General features: G+C 43.0%; 14 protein-coding genes and 1 pseudogene. 4 read left to right on the top strand and 11 right to left on the bottom strand.

Annotated features, from left to right (window positions below):
- Window positions 1–47: 47 nt before the first annotated feature.
- The 3 genes from ACTTJ8_RS01000 to ACTTJ8_RS01010 all read right to left on the bottom strand — a co-directional run bounded on the left by ACTTJ8_RS01000 (window position 48) and on the right by ACTTJ8_RS01010 (window position 3843).
- Entirely contained in the window at window positions 48–2150 is a 2103-nt protein-coding gene (locus tag ACTTJ8_RS01000; protein ID WP_442720080.1) for a methyl-accepting chemotaxis protein, read from the bottom strand.
- A gap of 178 nt (window positions 2151–2328) precedes the next feature.
- Complete coding sequence (locus tag ACTTJ8_RS01005) at window positions 2329–3330, bottom strand: DHH family phosphoesterase (protein WP_442715211.1); 1002 nt, start codon at window positions 3328–3330, stop codon at window positions 2329–2331.
- Between the two features lie 96 nt (window positions 3331–3426).
- Window positions 3427–3843 carry a hypothetical protein gene (locus ACTTJ8_RS01010; RefSeq protein WP_442715212.1) on the bottom strand — a complete coding sequence of 139 codons (417 nt, stop codon included), beginning with the start codon at window positions 3841–3843 and terminating at the stop codon, window positions 3427–3429.
- Window positions 3844–4024: 181 nt separating this feature from the next.
- Here ACTTJ8_RS01010 and ACTTJ8_RS01015 point away from each other — a divergent pair, with 181 nt between their 5' ends.
- The 3 genes and pseudogenes from ACTTJ8_RS01015 (at window position 4025) to murD (ending at window position 8461) form a co-directional block, all read left to right on the top strand.
- The gene (locus tag ACTTJ8_RS01015) at window positions 4025–4825 is read left to right on the top strand and encodes a metal ABC transporter permease (RefSeq protein WP_442718309.1); all 801 of its coding nucleotides are present in this window, start codon (window positions 4025–4027) and stop codon (window positions 4823–4825) included.
- Between the two features lie 124 nt (window positions 4826–4949).
- Window positions 4950–7046 (top strand): annotated as a pseudogene (locus tag ACTTJ8_RS01020) (methyl-accepting chemotaxis protein).
- Between the two features lie 11 nt (window positions 7047–7057).
- Window positions 7058–8461 (top strand): UDP-N-acetylmuramoyl-L-alanine--D-glutamate ligase, encoded by a 1404-nt coding sequence (gene murD, locus ACTTJ8_RS01025; protein WP_442718282.1) that lies wholly within the window; start codon window positions 7058–7060, stop codon window positions 8459–8461.
- Between the two features lie 224 nt (window positions 8462–8685).
- Here murD and ACTTJ8_RS01030 read toward each other — a convergent pair whose 3' ends face one another.
- From ACTTJ8_RS01030 to ACTTJ8_RS01045, 4 genes are all read right to left on the bottom strand, one after another.
- Window positions 8686–9573 (bottom strand): fructose bisphosphate aldolase, encoded by an 888-nt coding sequence (locus tag ACTTJ8_RS01030; protein ID WP_442720081.1) that lies wholly within the window; start codon window positions 9571–9573, stop codon window positions 8686–8688.
- Window positions 9574–9943: 370 nt separating this feature from the next.
- Complete coding sequence (locus ACTTJ8_RS01035; protein WP_442720082.1) at window positions 9944–10600, bottom strand: HAD family hydrolase; 657 nt, start codon at window positions 10598–10600, stop codon at window positions 9944–9946.
- Between the two features lie 152 nt (window positions 10601–10752).
- Window positions 10753–12960: a methyl-accepting chemotaxis protein gene (locus ACTTJ8_RS01040; protein WP_442718285.1), complete on the bottom strand. Its 2208-nt coding sequence runs from the start codon at window positions 12958–12960 to the stop codon at window positions 10753–10755.
- Between the two features lie 428 nt (window positions 12961–13388).
- A complete protein-coding gene (locus ACTTJ8_RS01045; protein ID WP_442715220.1) occupies window positions 13389–14723 on the bottom strand; it encodes a tetratricopeptide repeat protein in 1335 nt (444 codons plus the stop codon).
- Between the two features lie 123 nt (window positions 14724–14846).
- Here ACTTJ8_RS01045 and ACTTJ8_RS01050 point away from each other — a divergent pair, with 123 nt between their 5' ends.
- Window positions 14847–15971 (top strand): phosphotransferase enzyme family protein, encoded by a 1125-nt coding sequence (locus ACTTJ8_RS01050; protein ID WP_442715219.1) that lies wholly within the window; start codon window positions 14847–14849, stop codon window positions 15969–15971.
- An 88-nt stretch (window positions 15972–16059) separates the two neighbouring features.
- On the opposite strand, the gene ACTTJ8_RS01055 is transcribed toward ACTTJ8_RS01050, so the two are convergent.
- The 4 genes from ACTTJ8_RS01055 to ACTTJ8_RS01070 all read right to left on the bottom strand — a co-directional run bounded on the left by ACTTJ8_RS01055 (window position 16060) and on the right by ACTTJ8_RS01070 (window position 18961).
- Complete coding sequence (locus ACTTJ8_RS01055; protein ID WP_442720083.1) at window positions 16060–16383, bottom strand: type II toxin-antitoxin system RelE family toxin; 324 nt, start codon at window positions 16381–16383, stop codon at window positions 16060–16062.
- A complete protein-coding gene (locus ACTTJ8_RS01060; RefSeq protein ID WP_442715217.1) occupies window positions 16371–16643 on the bottom strand; it encodes a type II toxin-antitoxin system Phd/YefM family antitoxin in 273 nt (90 codons plus the stop codon). Before ACTTJ8_RS01060 ends, ACTTJ8_RS01055 begins: the two co-directional genes overlap by 13 nt.
- A 478-nt stretch (window positions 16644–17121) precedes the next feature.
- Entirely contained in the window at window positions 17122–18516 is a 1395-nt protein-coding gene (locus ACTTJ8_RS01065) for a tyrosine-type recombinase/integrase (protein ID WP_442720084.1), read from the bottom strand.
- 67 nt (window positions 18517–18583) lie between these two features.
- Window positions 18584–18961, bottom strand: coding sequence for a YjcQ family protein (locus ACTTJ8_RS01070; RefSeq protein WP_442715222.1), 378 nt, complete (start codon window positions 18959–18961; stop codon window positions 18584–18586).
- Between the last annotated feature and the right edge of the window lie 22 nt (window positions 18962–18983).

Below are 18983 nucleotides of genomic sequence, written 5' to 3' on the forward strand. Positions count from 1 at the left end.
CCGTCATTTTTCTTTTTATCGGAATAAAAAAGGACTCCTCTAGCCTACTATGTCTTGAATTTAGAAACCTCTTCTACTAAGTTTTGAATACTTTCCTTATTCTTCTGAGAAATTTCGTTTACTTCCTGTACGGCATTGTTGATTTGGACAGCGCCTTCCGCCATCTCGTTCATACCGTCGGTAATAATACGGGTAAGATCGTTCAGCTTCTGCATTTCTTCCGCAACGCCTTCGCCGCCTTTCAACATTTCAGCGGAACCGTCGCTTACTTCAATCGTTACCATATTGATGTCTTTAATTGCGGTAAGAACTTCTCTACTGCCGTTTTCCTGCTCGCGCATTGCCTCAGTCAGACGATCACTCATCGATTTTACTTGTTCTGATAAATTAAAGATGATGTTGAATTTATCTTCGGCGGTTTTGGAAGAATCCGAAAGCATTTCGATTTCTCCGCTTAAAATTTTCAGTGTCGCAGTTATTGCCTTGCCCTGCGTTGCAGAATCTTCTGCGAGTTTACGGATTTCGTCAGCAACAACTGCAAAACCTTTTCCGGCTTCTCCCGCATGAGCGGCTTCTATAGCGGCGTTCATTGCAAGCAAGTTCGTTTGCGAAGCAATATGCTGAATAACGCTTGATGCCTCCAACAAGCTCCCCGACTCCTCCGCAATTTTCTGCGTTACGGTATTGGCAGTTACAAGTGTTTCTTTTCCGTCTCCAGTTGCAGCGGCTAATTTCTTAATTGCGCCATCAGTATTTTCAAGAGTCTTGGTAATTGAAGCGATATTTGCCACCATCTGTTCTATCGAAGCTGAAGACTGCGCAACACTTGCAGCCTGAGCTTCGATACTGGTGTTAAGCTGTTTAATCGTTCTGACAATTTCTTCAACGGTGGATGCTGTTTCGGTTACGCTTGCGGCCTGTGTCATCGCCTGCTGTTTTACGCCTTCGATATTGGCGCTAATTTCATGGATAGCGCTTGCTGTTTCTATCATATTGGAAGCGAGTTCATCTCCAACCTCTTCCATCACTTCGCTATTTGTACCGACAGCACGTATCGAAACCGCAAGCTTTTCTATCGTTTCGTTAAAATATGTGGATAAATTCGTTATTTCGTCATTTCCAAAGACCGGCAGGCGAACCGTTAAATCTCCTTCACCGTGAGCGATATCCCGTAATGCAGCAACAACCGCCTGAATAGGACGTATCATTTTATAGGCGATAATATATACAACGATAATACTTACCACAACAAGAATGCTGCCCATAAAGCGGATACTGATTCGCAGTGCATTAACAGTTCTCATAAACTCATTGACCGGAGCTTTTATAATAACCGTCCACCCGGTTAGCTTTACGGTGGCGTAAGAGGCTATATACCTGATACCGCCATATTCATAGTAACCGACTTCGCTTTCTTCAGTATCAAGCGCATGCTGGGTAAAAGCCGCTAAAGTGGTAAGCGAGGCATCTTTCTTTGCCATTTCTATCGCATTTTGTTGGTTGGCTACTATTTCAAAATTTTTATGCGCTATTGTAATACCAGTTAATCCAACTATGTAACATTCACCGGTTTTTCCGACGATAATATCGCTTATTTTTTGGGAAAGCAGCTCTGCCGGCACTGATGCACTGAGAACGCCAATGATGGTATTTTTGTTATCGTAAACCGGAGCGGCAAAAAGTATTTGCATACTATTCGTTATTGGCGAAAGGAAGGGTTCCGTAATATAGCTTTTCCCTTTAACGGCGCTTTGAAACCATTGCCTGTCCTTTACAGGCGTGAGCGCCTTACGTCCATCATAGCGATTGCCTTTAAGATCGCACACTCCGAAATAGTCGATTTTTGCATTGCGTTCAGCTTCCAGCTCCAACATTTGCGCTTTTTGCTGCAATGAAAGATTATCGTCACGTAAAAACGGCATACGGGCAAGACCTTCAACAAATTGCATCAAGGATGATGTTCTTCCATCAATAACTTCTGCAATGTCCGTTGCCTTGTCAGTAAGATGAGCCTCAATTTTTTCGATTACTATTTTGCGGGCTATTCTGGTTGCCAAAACACCCATCGTAACACCGGCAGTGAGAATCAATGCACCGAAAAGCAAAGAAAGCTTATATCTAAGTGAAAAAATTTTTTTATCGGTAGTCATAATATATAGTCCTTTCCAGAAAATTCTTACGTTCTAGTATAACCCAAATACAGCTTTATACAAGAGGTACCCTCCACGCCCAACGCAGAGTATCGGGAGATTAAACTCTCTACACGAATAAAGATGCTGTCATTCTTTGCACTTACATCGCTAACAATATAACTGCAATATTTTCTATCTATTTCATTGCGCTACTTAATTGCGGAGCAAACGCCTCCACAAACCGAGGCAGCAGTTCTTCAGCCCTACCTTCAATATACAATCCCGCTGCTTGCTTGTGCCCACCGCCGCCGAACGATGCCGCAATCCGGCTCACATCAACCGTATCAAGTGAACGGAATCCCACACTGCAATGTGTTTCGGTGTCTTGACGCACAACACAGATAGCTTTCACTCCCGCAATACCTTGGATCAGCTGATACGCCATATCGGAGTCTCGATTTTCTATACCAAACTCCTGTCTATCCGCAAGCGTTTCATACGACACAATCAGCTTCCCGTCATAATACGGCTGCATCCGGGATAGCACCCGCGAAAGCAATATCCGGGAACCGAAAGACTTCCCTCCATTGATCCGTGCAAAGACATACTTAGGATTTACCCCTGCCTGCACGAGCCGAGCTGCATGCATAAATACCTCGGCGCTCCGTTCATCCAGATGGCGGAAATAGCCGGTATCGGTACAGAGTCCGAAAAAGAGCATTTCAGCCTCATCTTTTGTTACGCTGCCGCTGATTGTTTCAATAATTGTCTGAATAATAAAGGTAGCCGACGGTGACTCGGTATAAACAAGAGACCCCGGAACTTTTACCGTATTTGTGGCATGGTGATCAATATAGATAACCGGAAACCCGTTTAACTGTTCAGCCAGATCGCCTGTCCGGTCTATCCCGGAACAATCTACAATAATTAAACCGACCCCTGCGGACATCTCTTTGATCTCCGCAGGAACATGTGCAGAAAAAAGCGGTTCATACATCCGTATCTCCGGCCGCTGAAACGGTCCGGCAGAAAGCAGCACGGTCTTTTTACCAAGCCGCTGCAAAAAAAGCGAAAGTGCGATACTGCTGCCGATGCAGTCTCCATCAGGTTCTTTATGCCCTGCAATAAGAAAGCAGCTGTGCGTATGAAAAAAATCAACTAATTCCAGCGGAACGGCAGGAGAAGTAATAGCTGTCATGTATAGCCTCAAAAAAAGCGCGCCCTGTTAAGGCGCGCTGTACTTTAACAAAACATTTCACAAAACAAAGGTTTTTTGGAAAAAATTTTGCTGATATTAAAATTCTAACGGAAGAGATTCCACTCCGTCAAAGTTTGCATCATATTGCTGAGGATTCTGCAATAAGCCCCACACTTGAGAGCTTAAATCTCTCGGTGCAGCTACCCGTACATAGTCGCATTTTCCATCTCTAATAAAGAAGGAAATATATGGATTTATGCGCGTATTGATAAAAGCAATATCAGCTTTGCTTTCCGCAGGAGTAAACCATTCAAGCGGAATAAAAGCCTCTCCGCTGCCGGAACCTGCCCGCCGGTAGACCACGTAATAACCCTTTGCATGGGGATAAATCTTCAAAATCTGACTATTGATATAATAAACGTCAGATTCTTTCGATTCAGCGCTCAGCGGGAACACACAGACAGCCCCAAAGAACAGGGCACACAGAAGCACATAACTGCATATCTTTTTCATAAGGAAATCCTCCAGAGATGTTTAAAAAAATTATAACAACGAATATAAAAAATTGCAAGCAAACAATTTATATTTTCCACTAAAGCAGATCACGAATATTGCCGATAAGAGTTTCTGTCTTGTGAACCCGTGCCCTAGATTCCTCAGCGGGAAATCTGATACAATAGCTTCTATTATGCTTATGCTCAATTATGCTTTTATGCAGAATGCCTTTATTGTTTCATTTTTTATCGGTATTCTCTGCCCTCTCATCGGGATATTTTTAGTATTAAGGCGCTATTCGCTTATCGGCGATACGCTTGCCCATGCGTCCCTGACAGGAATTACACTCGGCTTAGTTTCCGGGGTTAATCCGATTCTGGGGGCATTTGTATTCACCTCTGCTGCGGGGGCATTTATCGAAGCGCTCCGCAGTTATTTTAAAGAATACAGTGACCTCATCCTTTCTATTGTGCTTTCTTTAAGTGTCGGCATTGCCATTACGCTGATGAGTTCCGGGCTGATCCGCACCAATGCAGAATCTTATATGTTCGGCAGTATTTTAACCGTATCGCTTACTGACGTTATCACGGTTATCGGCTTGAGCTGTTTTACCGTAGCAGTGTTAGGGCTTCTCTATCACAAACTCGTATATATTACTTTTGATGAAGATATTGCTCATGTTATCGGGATTAAAGTAAAAGCCATTAACTATATATTTTCAGTTTTGGTAGCTGCAACAGTCGCAGTTTCTATCAAAATTGTCGGTATTCTTGTGCTCAGCTCCATGATTGCCCTACCGGTTGCCGCAGCGCTTCAGCTGCATACCGGCTTTAAAAAAACAGTCTTTTTCTCCATTTGCTTCGGCATTACCGATATTATGCTCGGCTTAGTCAGCTCATATTACCTGAATGTCGCTCCCGGCGGTTTCACTGCACTTGTTTCCGTCTTTATATTACTCCTTGTGCTTGTACTCAAACGGCTGCATATTATTCCCTCTTAATGCCATATAAAAAATATCTTACGGGAAAACCGGCAGTACTTGTCTGAAAATGTTTCTCACCACTCCGGTTTACAAAACAGAAAATAGAGATATACTATTTATACATATAGAGAGGAGTGATGCAATGAAAAAACATTCTTCATTGAAGATGAAGCTCTTGATTATTTTTGGACTTCTGATCGGACTGACAGTTTTAATCGAAGAAGCTCTTGCCGTACGGATGGCGCGTAAGGCGGTAAACGAAAACATCGAAGACCATTTAATCGATAAAGCTGTTGATACGGCAGAAATTATCGATGGGCGTATCACTGCAATGTTCCAATTTTTAGAAGGAATAGCCCGTATGGGAGTTATTCAAGACGCAACGGTACCATATTCTGAAAAGACAGCGTACCTCGCACGAGAAGCGCAGTATAACCCCCAGCTAAAGGAGCTGTATTTTGCTGATCCATCAGGAATACAGCATAACCCGGATGGGAGTCAAGAGCAGTACAAAACTGATCCTTGGTTTTATCAAGCTTTATCCGGGAAACGTTTTATTGGAGCCCCCGATCTTGATGAAACACGGAATGATGCTTTATTTATCTCCTTTTCCATGCCGGTATATGATATTAATAAAAAGCTTATCGGTGTACTTGGTACCGATGTCGATGGGAATTGGCTTTCCGAGCAGATAAAAGATATAGTGATAGGCAAAACAGGTTATTGCTACGTTATCAGTCCTGAAGGAACGGTTATTGCACACAAAGACGAATCAATAGTTAAAAGTTTTGGAAATTCCCAACAACGCGCACAGCAGGACGCAAAATTTCATTCTCTTGCAGCCTTTGAAAAAACAGCACTCAGCAGCAAAACAGCCGCAGCGGGATTCTATTCTTATAACAATGTCTCCAATTATCGCAGCCCATGCCCTTATGAGGACGATCGACTGGACGGTCATTATAAAGGCACCCCAAAAAGAATTTATGGGTTCTGTAACACGTCTTCAACGAGGTATGCTTATGATGGGCTTGATTATTTTGGCTGCTGCAATTGTGGTAATTTATTTTGTCTCACAAGCAATTGTAAAGCCCATTCACACAGCGGTGCAGGTGCTGCGTGACATTGCACAGGGCGAAGGTGATTTAACGGTACGGCTGCCGTTGATCGGAAATGATGAGATCGCAAATATGTCAGAATATTTTAATGAAACAATCGCCAAAATAGGAAATGCCGTCAAATCAGTTGGGGTAAATAGCATTGTAATGGAAGAAATAGGCGATGAACTAGTAACAAATATGACAGAAACCGCAAGCGCTGTACATCAAATAAGTGAAAATATAGAAGGTATTAAGCATCAAGCCCAAACGCAAGCAGCAAGCGTTACTGAAACAGCATCAACTATAGAAGAAATTATTAGGACAATTAAACAGCTAAATACCAGTATCGAAACTCAAACGGCAAGCGTAGCGCAGTCTTCATCGTCGGTTGAACAGATGGTTGCCAATATTAGCACTATTGGTCAGACCTTGGGAAAAACGGATGAGGTGATTAAAAGTCTAACTACTGCAACCGGTGACGGGAAGGCAACACTGGTAACGTCAAACACGGTAACACAGAAAATTGCCGAAGAATCAGGCAGCTTGATGGAAGCGTCCAGTGTTATTCAGCATATTGCGTCACAAACAAACTTACTCGCAATGAATGCAGCAATCGAAGCTGCTCATGCAGGAGAAGCCGGTAAAGGATTTGCGGTTGTTGCCGATGAAATACGTAAACTTGCTGAAGATTCTGCCGCACAAGGGAAAAGCATTACCTCAACCCTCAAGACACTCAGCGGAGAAATTGAAACCTTATCGGAATCGTCTAAAACGGTAGAAGAAAAGTTCAATACCATTTTCAGCCTATCCGAACAGGTAAAATCAATGAGCGAAGCGTTGACAGAGGCAATGCGAGAGCAGGAAAACGGCAGTCAAGAAGTGTTGTCTGCAATAAAGAACATTAATCTGGTAACAGTCGAAGTACGTGAAGGCTCAGAAGAGATGCTGAAAGGCGGCGAAGGTGTCGCAAAGAAATGCGTAAATTAGATGATCTCACCCGCGTTATTACCGATGGAATGAATGAAATGTCGGCAGGCGCCGTACAAATTAACAATGCTGTACAAGAAGTCAATGTTATCACGCAGAAAAACAAAAACAGCATTAAAAGCGTAACGGAAGAGGTTAAAAAATTTAAGGTCTAGAGGCATGAAGGATGATACAAACGATACATGATGTTGCAGGACTTTCCGTAACGGTGATGGGGCTCGGCTTAAACGGCGGCGGGCTGGCATCCGCCCGCTTTTTTGCCGAGCATGGAGCAAAAACAGTTGTCGTAACAGACATGAAGACGGAAGCAGAGCTTGCTCCTTCGGTTGCTGAGCTGCGCCGTTATCCGAATATCCGGTTTGCACTGGGCGGACATCATGTCGAAGATTTCCGGACAGCAGATATTGTGATTAAAAATCCCGGGGTAAAAGCAGAAGGCAATCCGTATCTTGCTGCAGCCCGCGTTGTAGAAACCGATATGTCCATTTTTTTACGATTAAGCGCTGCGCCCATTCTCGCGATAACAGGCAGTAAGGGGAAGTCATCAACCGTGAGCGCCTTACATTACGGGCTGCGGCAATGCGGTATGACTGCCTTTCTCGGCGGCAATATCACAGTGAGTCCGCTTAGTTTTTTATTTGAAACCAATGCGAACACGCCGGTTGTGCTGGAGCTTTCCAGCTGGCAGCTCGCCGACCTTGCACGGTGTCCTCAACTCAAGCCTAAAATCGCCTTGTTGACCTCGATTATGCCGGATCATCAAAACTGGTACGGCTCTATGGAACGATATGTCGCCGATAAAAAAATCATCTACCGCAATCAAACAAAGGATGACTATACCATCTGCAATTATGATGATGCATGGGGAAAACAATTTGCAGCGGAGACCGCCGGTACCGTATTCTGGTATAGCACGGAACCGCTCCCGCCGCATCTGCTTGGCGCGTGGATAGCGGCAGACGGTTCCGCCCGTATACGGCTGCGTCCGAAGCAAGATCAGCTGTTGCTGCCGCCGGAACTTTCCGTCCCCGGCAAGGCACTCAAGCAGAATGTAATGGCTGCATCGCTAGCTCTTACTTTATATGGTGTTGATATGCAAAAAATTCCCGACTGTATGCAGACATACAGCGGTATTCCACATAGATTGGAATGCTTTTATCAAACAGAACAATTTAAATTCTACAATGATTCTGCCGCTACTATCCCGGAGGCGGCAGCGGCAGCGGTGAATGCATTTGACCGCCCCGTAATTATGATCACCGGCGGCACCGATAAAAAGCTTGATTTTACGGCGCTCGCTCCTGAACTTAAAAAAGCAAAAGCGCTTTTCTTACTTGCAGGTACCGGAACCGATAAACTGATTCCCCTGCTGCAAGCCCAGCATACTCCATATTTTGGTCCGTTTGACAGCCTTGACGAGCTGCTAAAAGCGCTGCGGGAAACCTTTTCCACAGTACCGGAGCAAACAGCTGTTGTGTTTTCTCCCGGCGCTACGAGCTTTGGTATGTTTAAAAACGAATTTGACCGCGGGAATAGATTTAAAGAAGCGGTTCGGCAGTGCTGGCAATAACAAAGCATATAAATCAGTAAAACAAATGCATCAAACTGTCTTTGAAGCAGTCAGGCAAAACCAACAACCCCGGCGCAGCTTATGAGTATTAATCCCCCACACGAATAATGGGCATCGGGCTGAGACAAATGGCGGAAATACTGTGATAAGAAAGCAAAGATAGGCATCTCTCATACTGAAGCTATTTTCAACGAGAGATGCCCAAGTAGTTTTGTTATGCGGGGTTATGTTATGGAAGCATCGTAGATGCTCTTGACTACTGCAGCAAGTGTGGTGTCAAATTCTTCCTGTGACTGCTGTGCACGTAATTCATCGGCAAGTGCACGAGAGAAGCTGGCGATCATGCCATGGTTCTTTGCAAGAAGCGCATTGGCTTCGTCTCTGCTGTAGCCGCCGGAAAGTGCAACAACGCGAACTACTTTCGGATCCGTAGTAAACTCTTTATATAGGTCTACTTTGGTAGGAATACTGACTTTCAGCATGATCAATACATCAGCAGGCAGATTATCAATATGGCTGCGGAGTTCTTTCTTCAAAATTTCTTCGCATTCCGCTTTCTCAGGGCTATGAATATCGACCTCAGGTTCGATAATCGGTACTAAGCCGTGTTTTGCAATTTGCAAACCGAGTTCAAACTGCTGATCGATAACCTTTTTAATACCGGCTGGGTTTGCTTCTTTGATTACTGAGCGCATCTTTGTTCCAAAGATATGCTTTTGCACAGCACGCTGTAAAAGCTCATCTAATCCGGTGATAGGCTTCATCAGCTGAACACCTTCGGCAAGATCGGCAAGTCCCTTGTCAACTTTCAAGAAAGGCAGCACGCCTTTTTTATCCCACAGATAATCAGCAGTAGGGAGACCTTCAATCTCACGGTCCATCGTTTGCTCAAATAAGATAGCACCAAGGATATGCTCTTTATTAAATGCTTTACTGGTGATAATCCGTGTCCGCATAGCATGTACCATATCAAACATCTCGGATTCGTTTGAATAGGCATCTTGACCGATACCATACGCAGCTAACGCCTTAGGAGTGCTTCCACCGCTCTGATCAAGAGCTGCAATAAAGCCCTTGCCGGTACGCATCCGTTCTATTTTTTGCTTGTCCACAATAAAACCTCCTGCGGTTTAAACAAGGAATGTATTAATCGGATATGAGTTTTTCCAGCTCACTGTACTCCCCCGCTTCCCTGCTAACCAATTGACTTATTAAAATTAGTATACTCTATGAATAAAAAAAACGCTAGTACAAGAACGAGATTCATCAAGGCAAACGCATCCGGCGAGTTTGAAAGGACCCCGCAGAATAATAGAGGTTGTTCAACCAGAATTTCACCGCTACGCGGCTCAAATGGTCTCGCGACCTCTATCATTCTGCGATTTTTATCTATTCTGCCTGATACGTTTGCCTGCTAACTGAAAAATGTGCGAAATTTTATGTAAAATTTCGCACAGAAGGAAGGCAAACGCATCCGGCGGTTTATGGAAAAACAAGCGGAAGCAAGGCAGACGGCTGATCGATGATATAGGCTGCGCCAGCCTCTTCTAATTCCTGCCGTTCACGGAAGCCCCACAACACCCCGACTGTAGTAAGTCCCGCATTTTGCCCCGTATGCACATCGACAGCCGTGTCTCCGATATAGAGGCATTCTTCTTTTTTACATTGCAGCTTCTCTAAAATTTCAAACACCCCATAAGGATCAGGCTTGAGCGGTACGCCTTCCCGTTGCCCTAAAACGATGGAAAAGATGTCAGCGCCGAAAAAAGCATTGATAATTTTTTCAGTTGTTGACTGCGGTTTATTCGACAAAACTGCTAATGCTATACCGTGTGTATGTAGTGCCGTAATCATATCAGCAACACCATCATAGAGCGTACAAAGATACAGAAAATTTGCATCGTATGCTGCATTATAGTCTTTTAAAATGGTATCTTCTAATGATAAATTTTCGATTCCATGATACGCCAATACGCGGTGTATAAGCGTCCGCGCCCCGTTTCCTGCAAAGTACTTAAACTGTTCAACCGGTGCCGGAGGAATACCGTGCTTAGCTGTTTCGGTATTGACAAAATGCGCAAGTGTACGCACCGTATTTGTCAATGTGCCGTCTAGATCGAAAATACATGCCTTTATCATAATAGCGCGTAGTATAGTAAATCAATTCTGAAAAAACAAGAGCCGCGCAGAGCATCTTAAAAAGCTTGAGCGTTTAGCCTAACCGGTAAACCGCGCAACATCGGTGTTGTTGATTCAACCGCGGAGACACGGAAATCACATAAGGTAGAACCCTAATCCACCTTAAACTTGCTCACCACACTTGCTAAACTCTCAATACTCCGCTTGTTTTTCTGTGTTATTTCGTTTACTTCTTCTATCGCATTGTTAATCCGAACAGCGCCGCTTGCCATTCCGTTCATACTGTCAGTGATAATGTGGGTAAGTCCATCCAGCTTTTGTATTTCATGTGTTACCCCTTCTCCGCCTTTCAGCATTTCTTCAGAACCGGCTTGCACTTCCATTGTTACCGTATTGATATTCTTGATAGCAAGCAATACTTCTCTGCTGCCTTTTTCCTGTTCCCGCATCGATTCCGTCAGCTGGGCGCTCATTTCTTTTACCTGTGCTGCAAGCGTGAAGATAGTATTGAACTTTTCTTCTACGGTTTTAGAAGATGCAGAGAGTGTTTCAATTTCTCCGGTGAGCATTTTCAGTGTGGTGGTAATAGCCTTGCCCTGCATCGCAGAATCCTCAGCTAACTTACGGATTTCATCGGCAACAACAGCGAATCCTTTGCCAGCCTCTCCGGCATGAGCTGCTTCGATTGCCGCATTCATAGCAAGCAAGTTAGTCTGCGAAGCAATATGCTGAATAACACTGGAGGCTTCCATGAGGCTGCCTGACTCCTCTGCTATCTTCTGCGTTACGGCATTGGATGTTACCACGGTTGCTTTGCCGTCTCCGGTTGCAGCAGTCAAATTTTTGATGACATCATCAGTCTTACCAAGCGTTTGCCCGATAGACGCAATATTCGCAACCATCTCTTCTACAGAAGAAGAAGATTGCGCAACACTCGCCGCCTGTGTTTCAATCCCTGCATTGAGCTGCTTAATGGTTTTTACAATTTCTTCAATAGTTGCAGCAGTTTCTGTAACACTTGCGGCTTGGGTCAAAGCCTGCTGTTTAACTCCATCAATGTTTGCACTGATCTCGTGTACTACATTTGCCGTTTCAGTCATATTAGATGCAAGATCATTCCCAATTTCTTCCATCGCGCTGCTGTTTTTACCAACAGACCGAATTGAAGCACCGATTTTTTGAATCGTCGCATTAAAATACGCTGCCAACTGGGTAATCTCATCATTTCCGGTTATCGGCAACCGCACCGTCAAATCTCCATCCCCCTGCGCAATATCTTTCAAGGCATCATTGATACGGTGAATTGGTTTGATAATCGTATTAGTAAAAAACATAGAAAACATAATTGCAATGACCATAATCACCACGCTTATCCCCATTAAAAAGAGAATAAGTGTCTTTGTTTGCTGTGCAATAACCGTATTCGGTACAAAAATAATAGCACCAAGTGTGGTAACTGATGTTTCAATCGGAGCCATCGTAACGTAATACGAGACACCGTTAATCGTCATATTGGTTGTCTTTTTGGTATCGTACGTATAATCTTTTAATTCTTCTATATTACTATCCGCAATCAGAGTACAGACTTCCGTATCGTTAAAAGTATTTACAATAATTTTATTGTCTTTATCAACAAGAATCGTTTTTGAAGTAGCTTGTGTTCCGCTATTCGCAGCAATCGTTGAACGTAATCCCGTTAAATCGATATTCATCCCTAAAAGACCTTTAAATACCCCTTCGGTATTGTAGACCGTTTGAACAATCGACAGTACCGCTTGAGTCGGGGTAATTTTGACAGCCTCACTTGCATACAGCTGGTTTTTCAGTTCTTTTGCGATTTTATACCAGCTGCGTGTTCGGGAATCGTATCCGTCTTTTCGATTGACCGGAGGATACCGTAAAAAACCGCCGTGTTCTTCAATCGCAAAAAAGAGCGCTTGAATGTTATCATTGGCTTTTTCAAACTGTATAAATAAGTTATTCACGCTTTCTTCATAACTGCCGGGCGCTGGTTTCATTTCAGAAACACCGGTAGGCGTCTTTTTATATTTGTATGAGGTGATACTATTATCAACGGAAACAATCTGATCAAGCGACAACAACGTTGAGAAGGTATCCTTTGCTGCTGAAAAATAAAGCTGAGATAATTTTTCTATATACTTAAATTCGTCCGATCCTGTCTGCTGTAAACGCTTGGTAAGAATACGCTTTGCCTGCGGATAAATCGTCAATAATACAATAAGTACGATAAATAGTGCGAATACGGCAAATTGAGCAAATGTCTTAACTCTCAGACTGGTATATTTTCGAGATGAACAAGTCTGATATGTGTTTTGAGAAATTGATTCAGATGTCTTCATTATTTAGTCACTCCCTTGCAAACATTTTTATATTTGCATAAACCATCTCTGAAAACTAACTAAAGTTCTCAGAAACAATACTTTATACTTTAAATTAAAGTTAAACAACAAAAATCTTTTAATCAAGCGGTTTAACGAAAAAGAACCTCAGTTACCTAAAAATAACCGGAGTTATAGAAAGAGACTAATCGTCTTTATGGTACAGCTCAAGAAGCGCCGAGGTAAAAAACATCCGCACGAATAAGTCCCAAAACAACTTGGCGGTGCAGTAAGTATAGCACACTACAACGAGAAAGGATGAACCTATCTACCGGCACGCTGCGAGTTTATTGGGGGGGCTACTATAATAAAATATAAGCCGGATGTTTTCCGATACAATCTGTAGGCATCTCTAAAAACTCAGGTATAGTTTTTAGAGATGCCCTGTATTACCCGATTGTATTAAGTACTTTATTAAGACGGTTCTTATCAAAGAGGTCGAGCGGACGGCTCTCTGTAAACCGGCGGGCTTCTTCTGTAAAGGTACCGGCTGTCATACAAATACCTTTACCCGCTTTCATCTCCTTAATTCTTGCATGAAACTCGCGCAAAACCAGCTCTCCAACCGCCCCTTGGGAGCGGAAAAAGCGAAATATCACCAAATCAGCCCATTTTGACGTATCTATTTCAGCAACAATATCCGTATGCGTAGCAAGTACACTGATATCCAATATTTTTACTTTCGCTTTAGGGAAAAACCTGGCAACAATTTTGCGGCATAATCCGACAAATTCGCTTTGACCTGCCATGAGATAGGTGTGAAGATTCTTATTTTGGTTTAATTCCTGATACCGCATGATCAGCGAAGCTACATCCTTATATCCCGGACTTACCGACTGAATCTCTTTTAATTGGATGAGCGCTTTCTGCAAATCCTGTGTTTTAATGCGTGCATTGGCTAAGTTATAGCGCAGCTCATTACTTATATCTAAGGGAATGTTCTCATGCTTCAGTCCGATCTCAAAATCTTCGATAGCTTTATCCAGCTGATTTGCTCTTGTACGGATAACCCCTGCATACAAGGCTGAACGGGGACCAACTTCAGGCGATACACGCAAATGAGTAAAGATTTTGAGAGCCTGATCGTTTGATCCGACTTCATAAAAACATTCACCCATTGCAAACAGAGCATCTTTGTTATCAGGCTGGACATCCAGCACTTTTTTTAAACAGGGCAACGCTTCCTGATATTTCCGTAAACTTTGCAGCGTATAACCTAAATACTTGAGCGCAGTAACATTGTCCGGCTGAGTTACAAGGGCTTTCCGCAAAAAAGGTACCGCTTTTTCATATTCTTTTTGAGTGTAATAGATATATCCCAGATTGTAATTCACTTCAAAATGATTAGGATCGATATTCCTCGCCGTCAAAAAACCTTTTTTCGCTTCTGTAAACCGTTCGGTCTGCATTGCGCCGACTCCGTACCGTAAGCTGATTTCGAATTGTTCGGATGGTGCACGTCCGCTCATCTGATCCATCAGCGGAGCATATGAGGCATACGCTTTTTCCCAATCTTGATCTTGAAAATATATATCACCAACCATTAAGAGTGCAGCGCTGTCATTCGGATTTTGCGCAAGCCGTTTGCTGGCTTCCCGTATAATCGCTGCTTTATTTTTTTTTGATGTCAAAGATTTTCCGCCGCCCTTTAAACTCGTTAGAGCAAAGGTAACTACTGCAACAACGGCAATAATGATAAAAATAGAGATAATTAACACAGACATGCGCCCATTATCTTATCTATTTTGATAACTGTCAAGATAACCTCAAATGCTCAAGCAGTATTTTCAAAAATAAAAAGTTTTGATATAAGTAGACCGGTTTACGCTAAAAAAGGATGTCATTTTATGGAAAATAATGAGGTTGCGGCGATTTTCAAACAGTTCGCACTATATGGTGATTTGCAATCGTTCAAAGCGTTCGGCGGCGGACACATTAACAGTACCTACCTTTCAGTATGGAATCAAGCGGGGGTACAGGTACGGTATACGCATCAGCGAATCAATAAGGCGGTATTCACACAGCCTGAACAGGTTGTCGCGAATATCCGGCAGGTTACGGAGCATATTGCAGCAAAGCTCGGTACAAATGCCGGAAATACGCCTGCAGAAACAGGCATACCCATTTCACGGCGCGTGCTTCAGCTCATTCCTACCCGCAGTGGGCAGTTTTTTTATATTGACCCTGCCGGTGAGTACTGGAGAACATATCTCTTTATAGAACAAGCCTCCACCTTTGAGGTGATGGAAAGTCCTGAGCTTGCCCACAAAGTAGGCGTTGCGGTAGGGACGTTTCAACACCAGCTTGCCGATTATGCCGGTGCCCCTCTCTATGAAACCATTCCTGATTTCCATAATATGCACAGCCGGTATGCACAGCTGGATGCAGCCGTTGCCCTGGATGCTGCCGGACGGCTGCCATCAGTCCGCACTGAGCTTGCTTTTTTGGAAGAAAACCGCGCACGGGGCATGATTCTCAGCGACGGGCTGGCAGACGGCAGCCTCAAACGGGGCATTACGCACAATGATACCAAGCTCAACAATATTCTCTTTGATGATGCAACAGGTGAAGCTATCTGCCTCATTGATTTGGACACGGTAATGCCCGGAACTATTTTGTTTGATACGGGAGATTTAATCCGCACTGCCTCAAATACCGCTTGTGAAGATGAACAGAATCTGTCATTAGTGCGCTGCAACCGGGAGATATTTGCCGCTCTTACCGGCGGTTACCTCCGTGCTGCCGGCGGCTTTTTAACCGCCTACGAAAAAAGCCTCATTGCGGAATCCGGCAGGGTGCTCACCCAAATTATGGCAGTGCGGTTCTTAACCGACTACCTCAATGGGGATGTCTACTATAAGATCAGCCGCCCGACACACAACCTTGACCGTGCACGCACGCAAATTGCGCTTATGCAGTCGATGGACAGCCAATGGGAGCAGCTGCTGCGCTGCGTGGAACAGGCGATGTAGGGTAGTCCGGTTGTAGGGTGTGTTTCTAATATTCACTTAGCCTGCAGCAAGGCTTATCCTTGTTGTCAGGTTGAAGTGGGTGTTATCTTCACTGTGGTTGTGGTAATAAACCAATTTTTAGATATTTTTTCATGAGTTCGTAAATATCATTTTTTTTGTCTCCATCTCGTCTTATTCCTACAGCTACAATAATAACCTCAATTTCACTCTCTTTAACTTGATAAATTATTCTGTATCGTTGTCCAACAGAACGAATAGAGCGATAATCTTGTAAATTACCTTTTAAAGGCTTGCCCACTTTTAGAGGATATTCTTTTAATACCTCAATCTTTTGCAGTACCTGCTGTTGAGATTTATTGTCTAGTTTAGCAATAAATTTTACGGCAATTTGGGTTAATTTTATTGTGTACACATTAGCCCCGCCTTGAATGTGTCAAAATCTACCAGGTTGTTTTCATTTATCTGCTTAATTCCAGTAGCCAAGTCTTTTGCCAATTGCTCATCTGCAAGTATTTCCAAAGTTTCTTGAATACATTCATAGGTATCCCAGCGAATCAAGGCAAATACTTCTTTTCCGTGATTAGTAATGGAGATTGTATCATCATAACTCATCGTATTCTCAAGTGATGTGATTTTCTTTCTTGTTTCTGTTATGGTCATAGTTGAAATCATAAAATCCTCCTATCACTTATAATGTACATTATTTTGTACAAAATAGCGAGAGCAAATGGCAAACTTGCACGACAAGCGCATGAAGAGTTTTAGACAAGCTACAATGGGTATATTTATATCGGAACAGTTAAAATATACCCGGGAACCTCTAAAAACTGAATGTTCACCAAGGAAAAATGCTAAAAGATAGGATAAAACGCTCATTTTTGGGCGTTTTTAGTACATATTTTTAATCAGTTATCTTACACTTTGTCTTACAAAACAAATGTTTCTCTAACTGTCTTTATAGTAAGCTATGGATGCGCTCTTGTCAAGCATTATTTTTACAATTTTGTCTATTTGTGCTGATTTTTATTGATTTTTACGCCTTTTTATGGTGTTTTTGCAAACTGTTTGCAGATGCCTTTGCCGTCAGGCGTATAAAATGCCGTTCAAAAAGTGAGGAGTGATGGTTTTATAATCGCTTTCTCGTATTTGTCTAGGAGATCATTGTGTCAAGTGCGATAATAGCCCGGTGTTTGAGCTGCTCAATTTCAGGCGTATAGTGGTCGGCATAACGCCACACCTCCGCTATGCAGTCGTGCCGGGTTGCTACCTTGAGTTCTTTTTCCGAAAATCCTGCCATGAGTAAAAAGGTCGCGTATGTATGCCGGTAACTATGCAATGTCAGGTTTGGTCTTGTAAAGTTGAGCGTTTCCATCGTAGCAATAAAGTTTTTACGGATTGCTGTATAACTCATTGGGCTATGAATATTTTGAGCAGAGAAAAAGATAAACGCATCCGGTTTATCTTTTAGCGGGTGTTTTTCGATATGTGCTACCAGCTTTGCAGCAAGCGTATCGGAAATAGGGACCATATCAGTGCGCTCTGTTTTTGTGCATTTAATCCGCTTACCCGATCTGGAATAGTTTTTATCAACTTTGATCGCGTAGCCTTTTTCTGTTTTAATTACATCTTGTATCTGGAGCGCTTGTAATTCTCCAATGCGGCACCCTGTTTTAAATAATAGCTCATTGAGCAGCTTGTAGACTTCCAGTACAAAGGGATTATCATCACTGTTGAAGAGCCTATTTAGCTCTTCTTTGGTAAAAATTGCCTTTTCAGCTTCTTTTTTTGCTTTTTTTTGTGCAGATTTTGTTTCACGTGATATTTGGTGTGCTACATCCCGTGTAATCAGATTATGCTGATAGGCATAGCTGAGCGCTTGACTAAAGATATAGCGAAACACCTTAATTGTACTGTCTTTAAGGTTTCCTTCCTTTTTGATAGCACCGAGCAGCGTATCAATCTTTGCCCCCGTTATTTCGGTCAAGAGACATTGCGGAAAGAATTTTGCATACTTTTTTATAGCCCTTGCTCTATCATGAAACCGCTCTGGGTTCGGCGGGGTTTCTCCCCTTCTGATAAAACCTTGAATGTGCGGGCTTTTGTCATAGTCCCAGTAAAGTTGGGTATAGTCATAAAATGTCAAGGTTGAAAGCTGGTCTAACAGCAGTTTTGCCTCTTCCGGGGCATCTTCGTACTCTGCCGCTGATACGGAATAGGGCTGCTCTGTGTTTTTGTTATAAAGGATAGTTTGCAACGTCTTAGCAACAGCATCTTGACAGGCAGCTTGTATCATCGCTGCCATTTCAGTATTAAGCGGGTGTTTTTCATTGGAAAGCGTTATCATTGAAACATTCTTAACCCATTCGGTGTACTCTGCCGCAATGCCGCTATCAAATTCCATCGCCCGCCGATAAGCTATAAGCATCGCTTCGTTCCGGTCTTTTGTGCCGGTGCTTTTGGCTGTAAGGTACTTCTTGTTTGTGTAGTCATACAGCTGTGTTTGATAAATGCCTTTTCGTTTGTGCATACTCCACGGTTTACGCATAAGGATTGCCTCCTAAACATGATGATACCCTCCCAGTTACCACCATCGGCACCCCCTACACTATTCTTTATGGAACTATGGTATCTTTCACTTCTTTAACCGTTTTGAATGCGTTCCACATCCGCACCATCATGGTATTTTCCGCTAAATACTGTAAGCCCTGAAGCGTCAAGCTGATTTCCGATATGTCAATATCGATCTCGCCGTTTATATAATCATCAATTCTTACGCCGGTGATATAACCGGCATCATTAAGCATTTTGATATAAGCGTTCCATCGGTTTTCAGTAATTTTGAGCGCTTTAGGGCTAATTTCTTTTTCAGCGTCAAAATCTTCATAGTCAAGCCCTTTCTCAAGCCGGTTGAGAAGGGTATAAATTGTTTTAAATGCCTTTGTCATATTGGCATTATAACACACAACCGTATTTTTTGCAGTGTTTTTCATAAAAACCTCCGTAATAGCTATG

The organism is Treponema sp. (assembly GCF_052169735.1).
In the GTDB taxonomy this organism is placed as follows: Bacteria; Spirochaetota; Spirochaetia; order Treponematales; family Treponemataceae; genus Treponema.

Bases quoted from the DNA above. Each gene is read 5' to 3' on its own strand.
- ACTTJ8_RS01000 (WP_442720080.1), bottom strand. From the start codon at position 2,150: ATGACTACCGATAAAAAAATTTTTTCACTTAGATATAAGCTTTCTTTG.
- ACTTJ8_RS01005 (WP_442715211.1), bottom strand. From the start codon at position 3,330: ATGACAGCTATTACTTCTCCTGCCGTTCCGCTGGAATTAGTTGATTTT.
- ACTTJ8_RS01010 (WP_442715212.1), bottom strand. From the start codon at position 3,843: ATGAAAAAGATATGCAGTTATGTGCTTCTGTGTGCCCTGTTCTTTGGG.
- ACTTJ8_RS01015 (WP_442718309.1), top strand. From the start codon at position 4,025: ATGCTCAATTATGCTTTTATGCAGAATGCCTTTATTGTTTCATTTTTT.
- murD (WP_442718282.1), top strand. From the start codon at position 7,058: ATGATACAAACGATACATGATGTTGCAGGACTTTCCGTAACGGTGATG.
- ACTTJ8_RS01035 (WP_442720082.1), bottom strand. From the start codon at position 10,600: ATGATAAAGGCATGTATTTTCGATCTAGACGGCACATTGACAAATACG.
- ACTTJ8_RS01040 (WP_442718285.1), bottom strand. From the start codon at position 12,960: ATGAAGACATCTGAATCAATTTCTCAAAACACATATCAGACTTGTTCA.
- ACTTJ8_RS01045 (WP_442715220.1), bottom strand. From the start codon at position 14,723: ATGTCTGTGTTAATTATCTCTATTTTTATCATTATTGCCGTTGTTGCA.
- ACTTJ8_RS01050 (WP_442715219.1), top strand. From the start codon at position 14,847: ATGGAAAATAATGAGGTTGCGGCGATTTTCAAACAGTTCGCACTATAT.
- ACTTJ8_RS01060 (WP_442715217.1), bottom strand. From the start codon at position 16,643: ATGATTTCAACTATGACCATAACAGAAACAAGAAAGAAAATCACATCA.
- ACTTJ8_RS01065 (WP_442720084.1), bottom strand. From the start codon at position 18,516: ATGCGTAAACCGTGGAGTATGCACAAACGAAAAGGCATTTATCAAACA.
- ACTTJ8_RS01070 (WP_442715222.1), bottom strand. From the start codon at position 18,961: ATGAAAAACACTGCAAAAAATACGGTTGTGTGTTATAATGCCAATATG.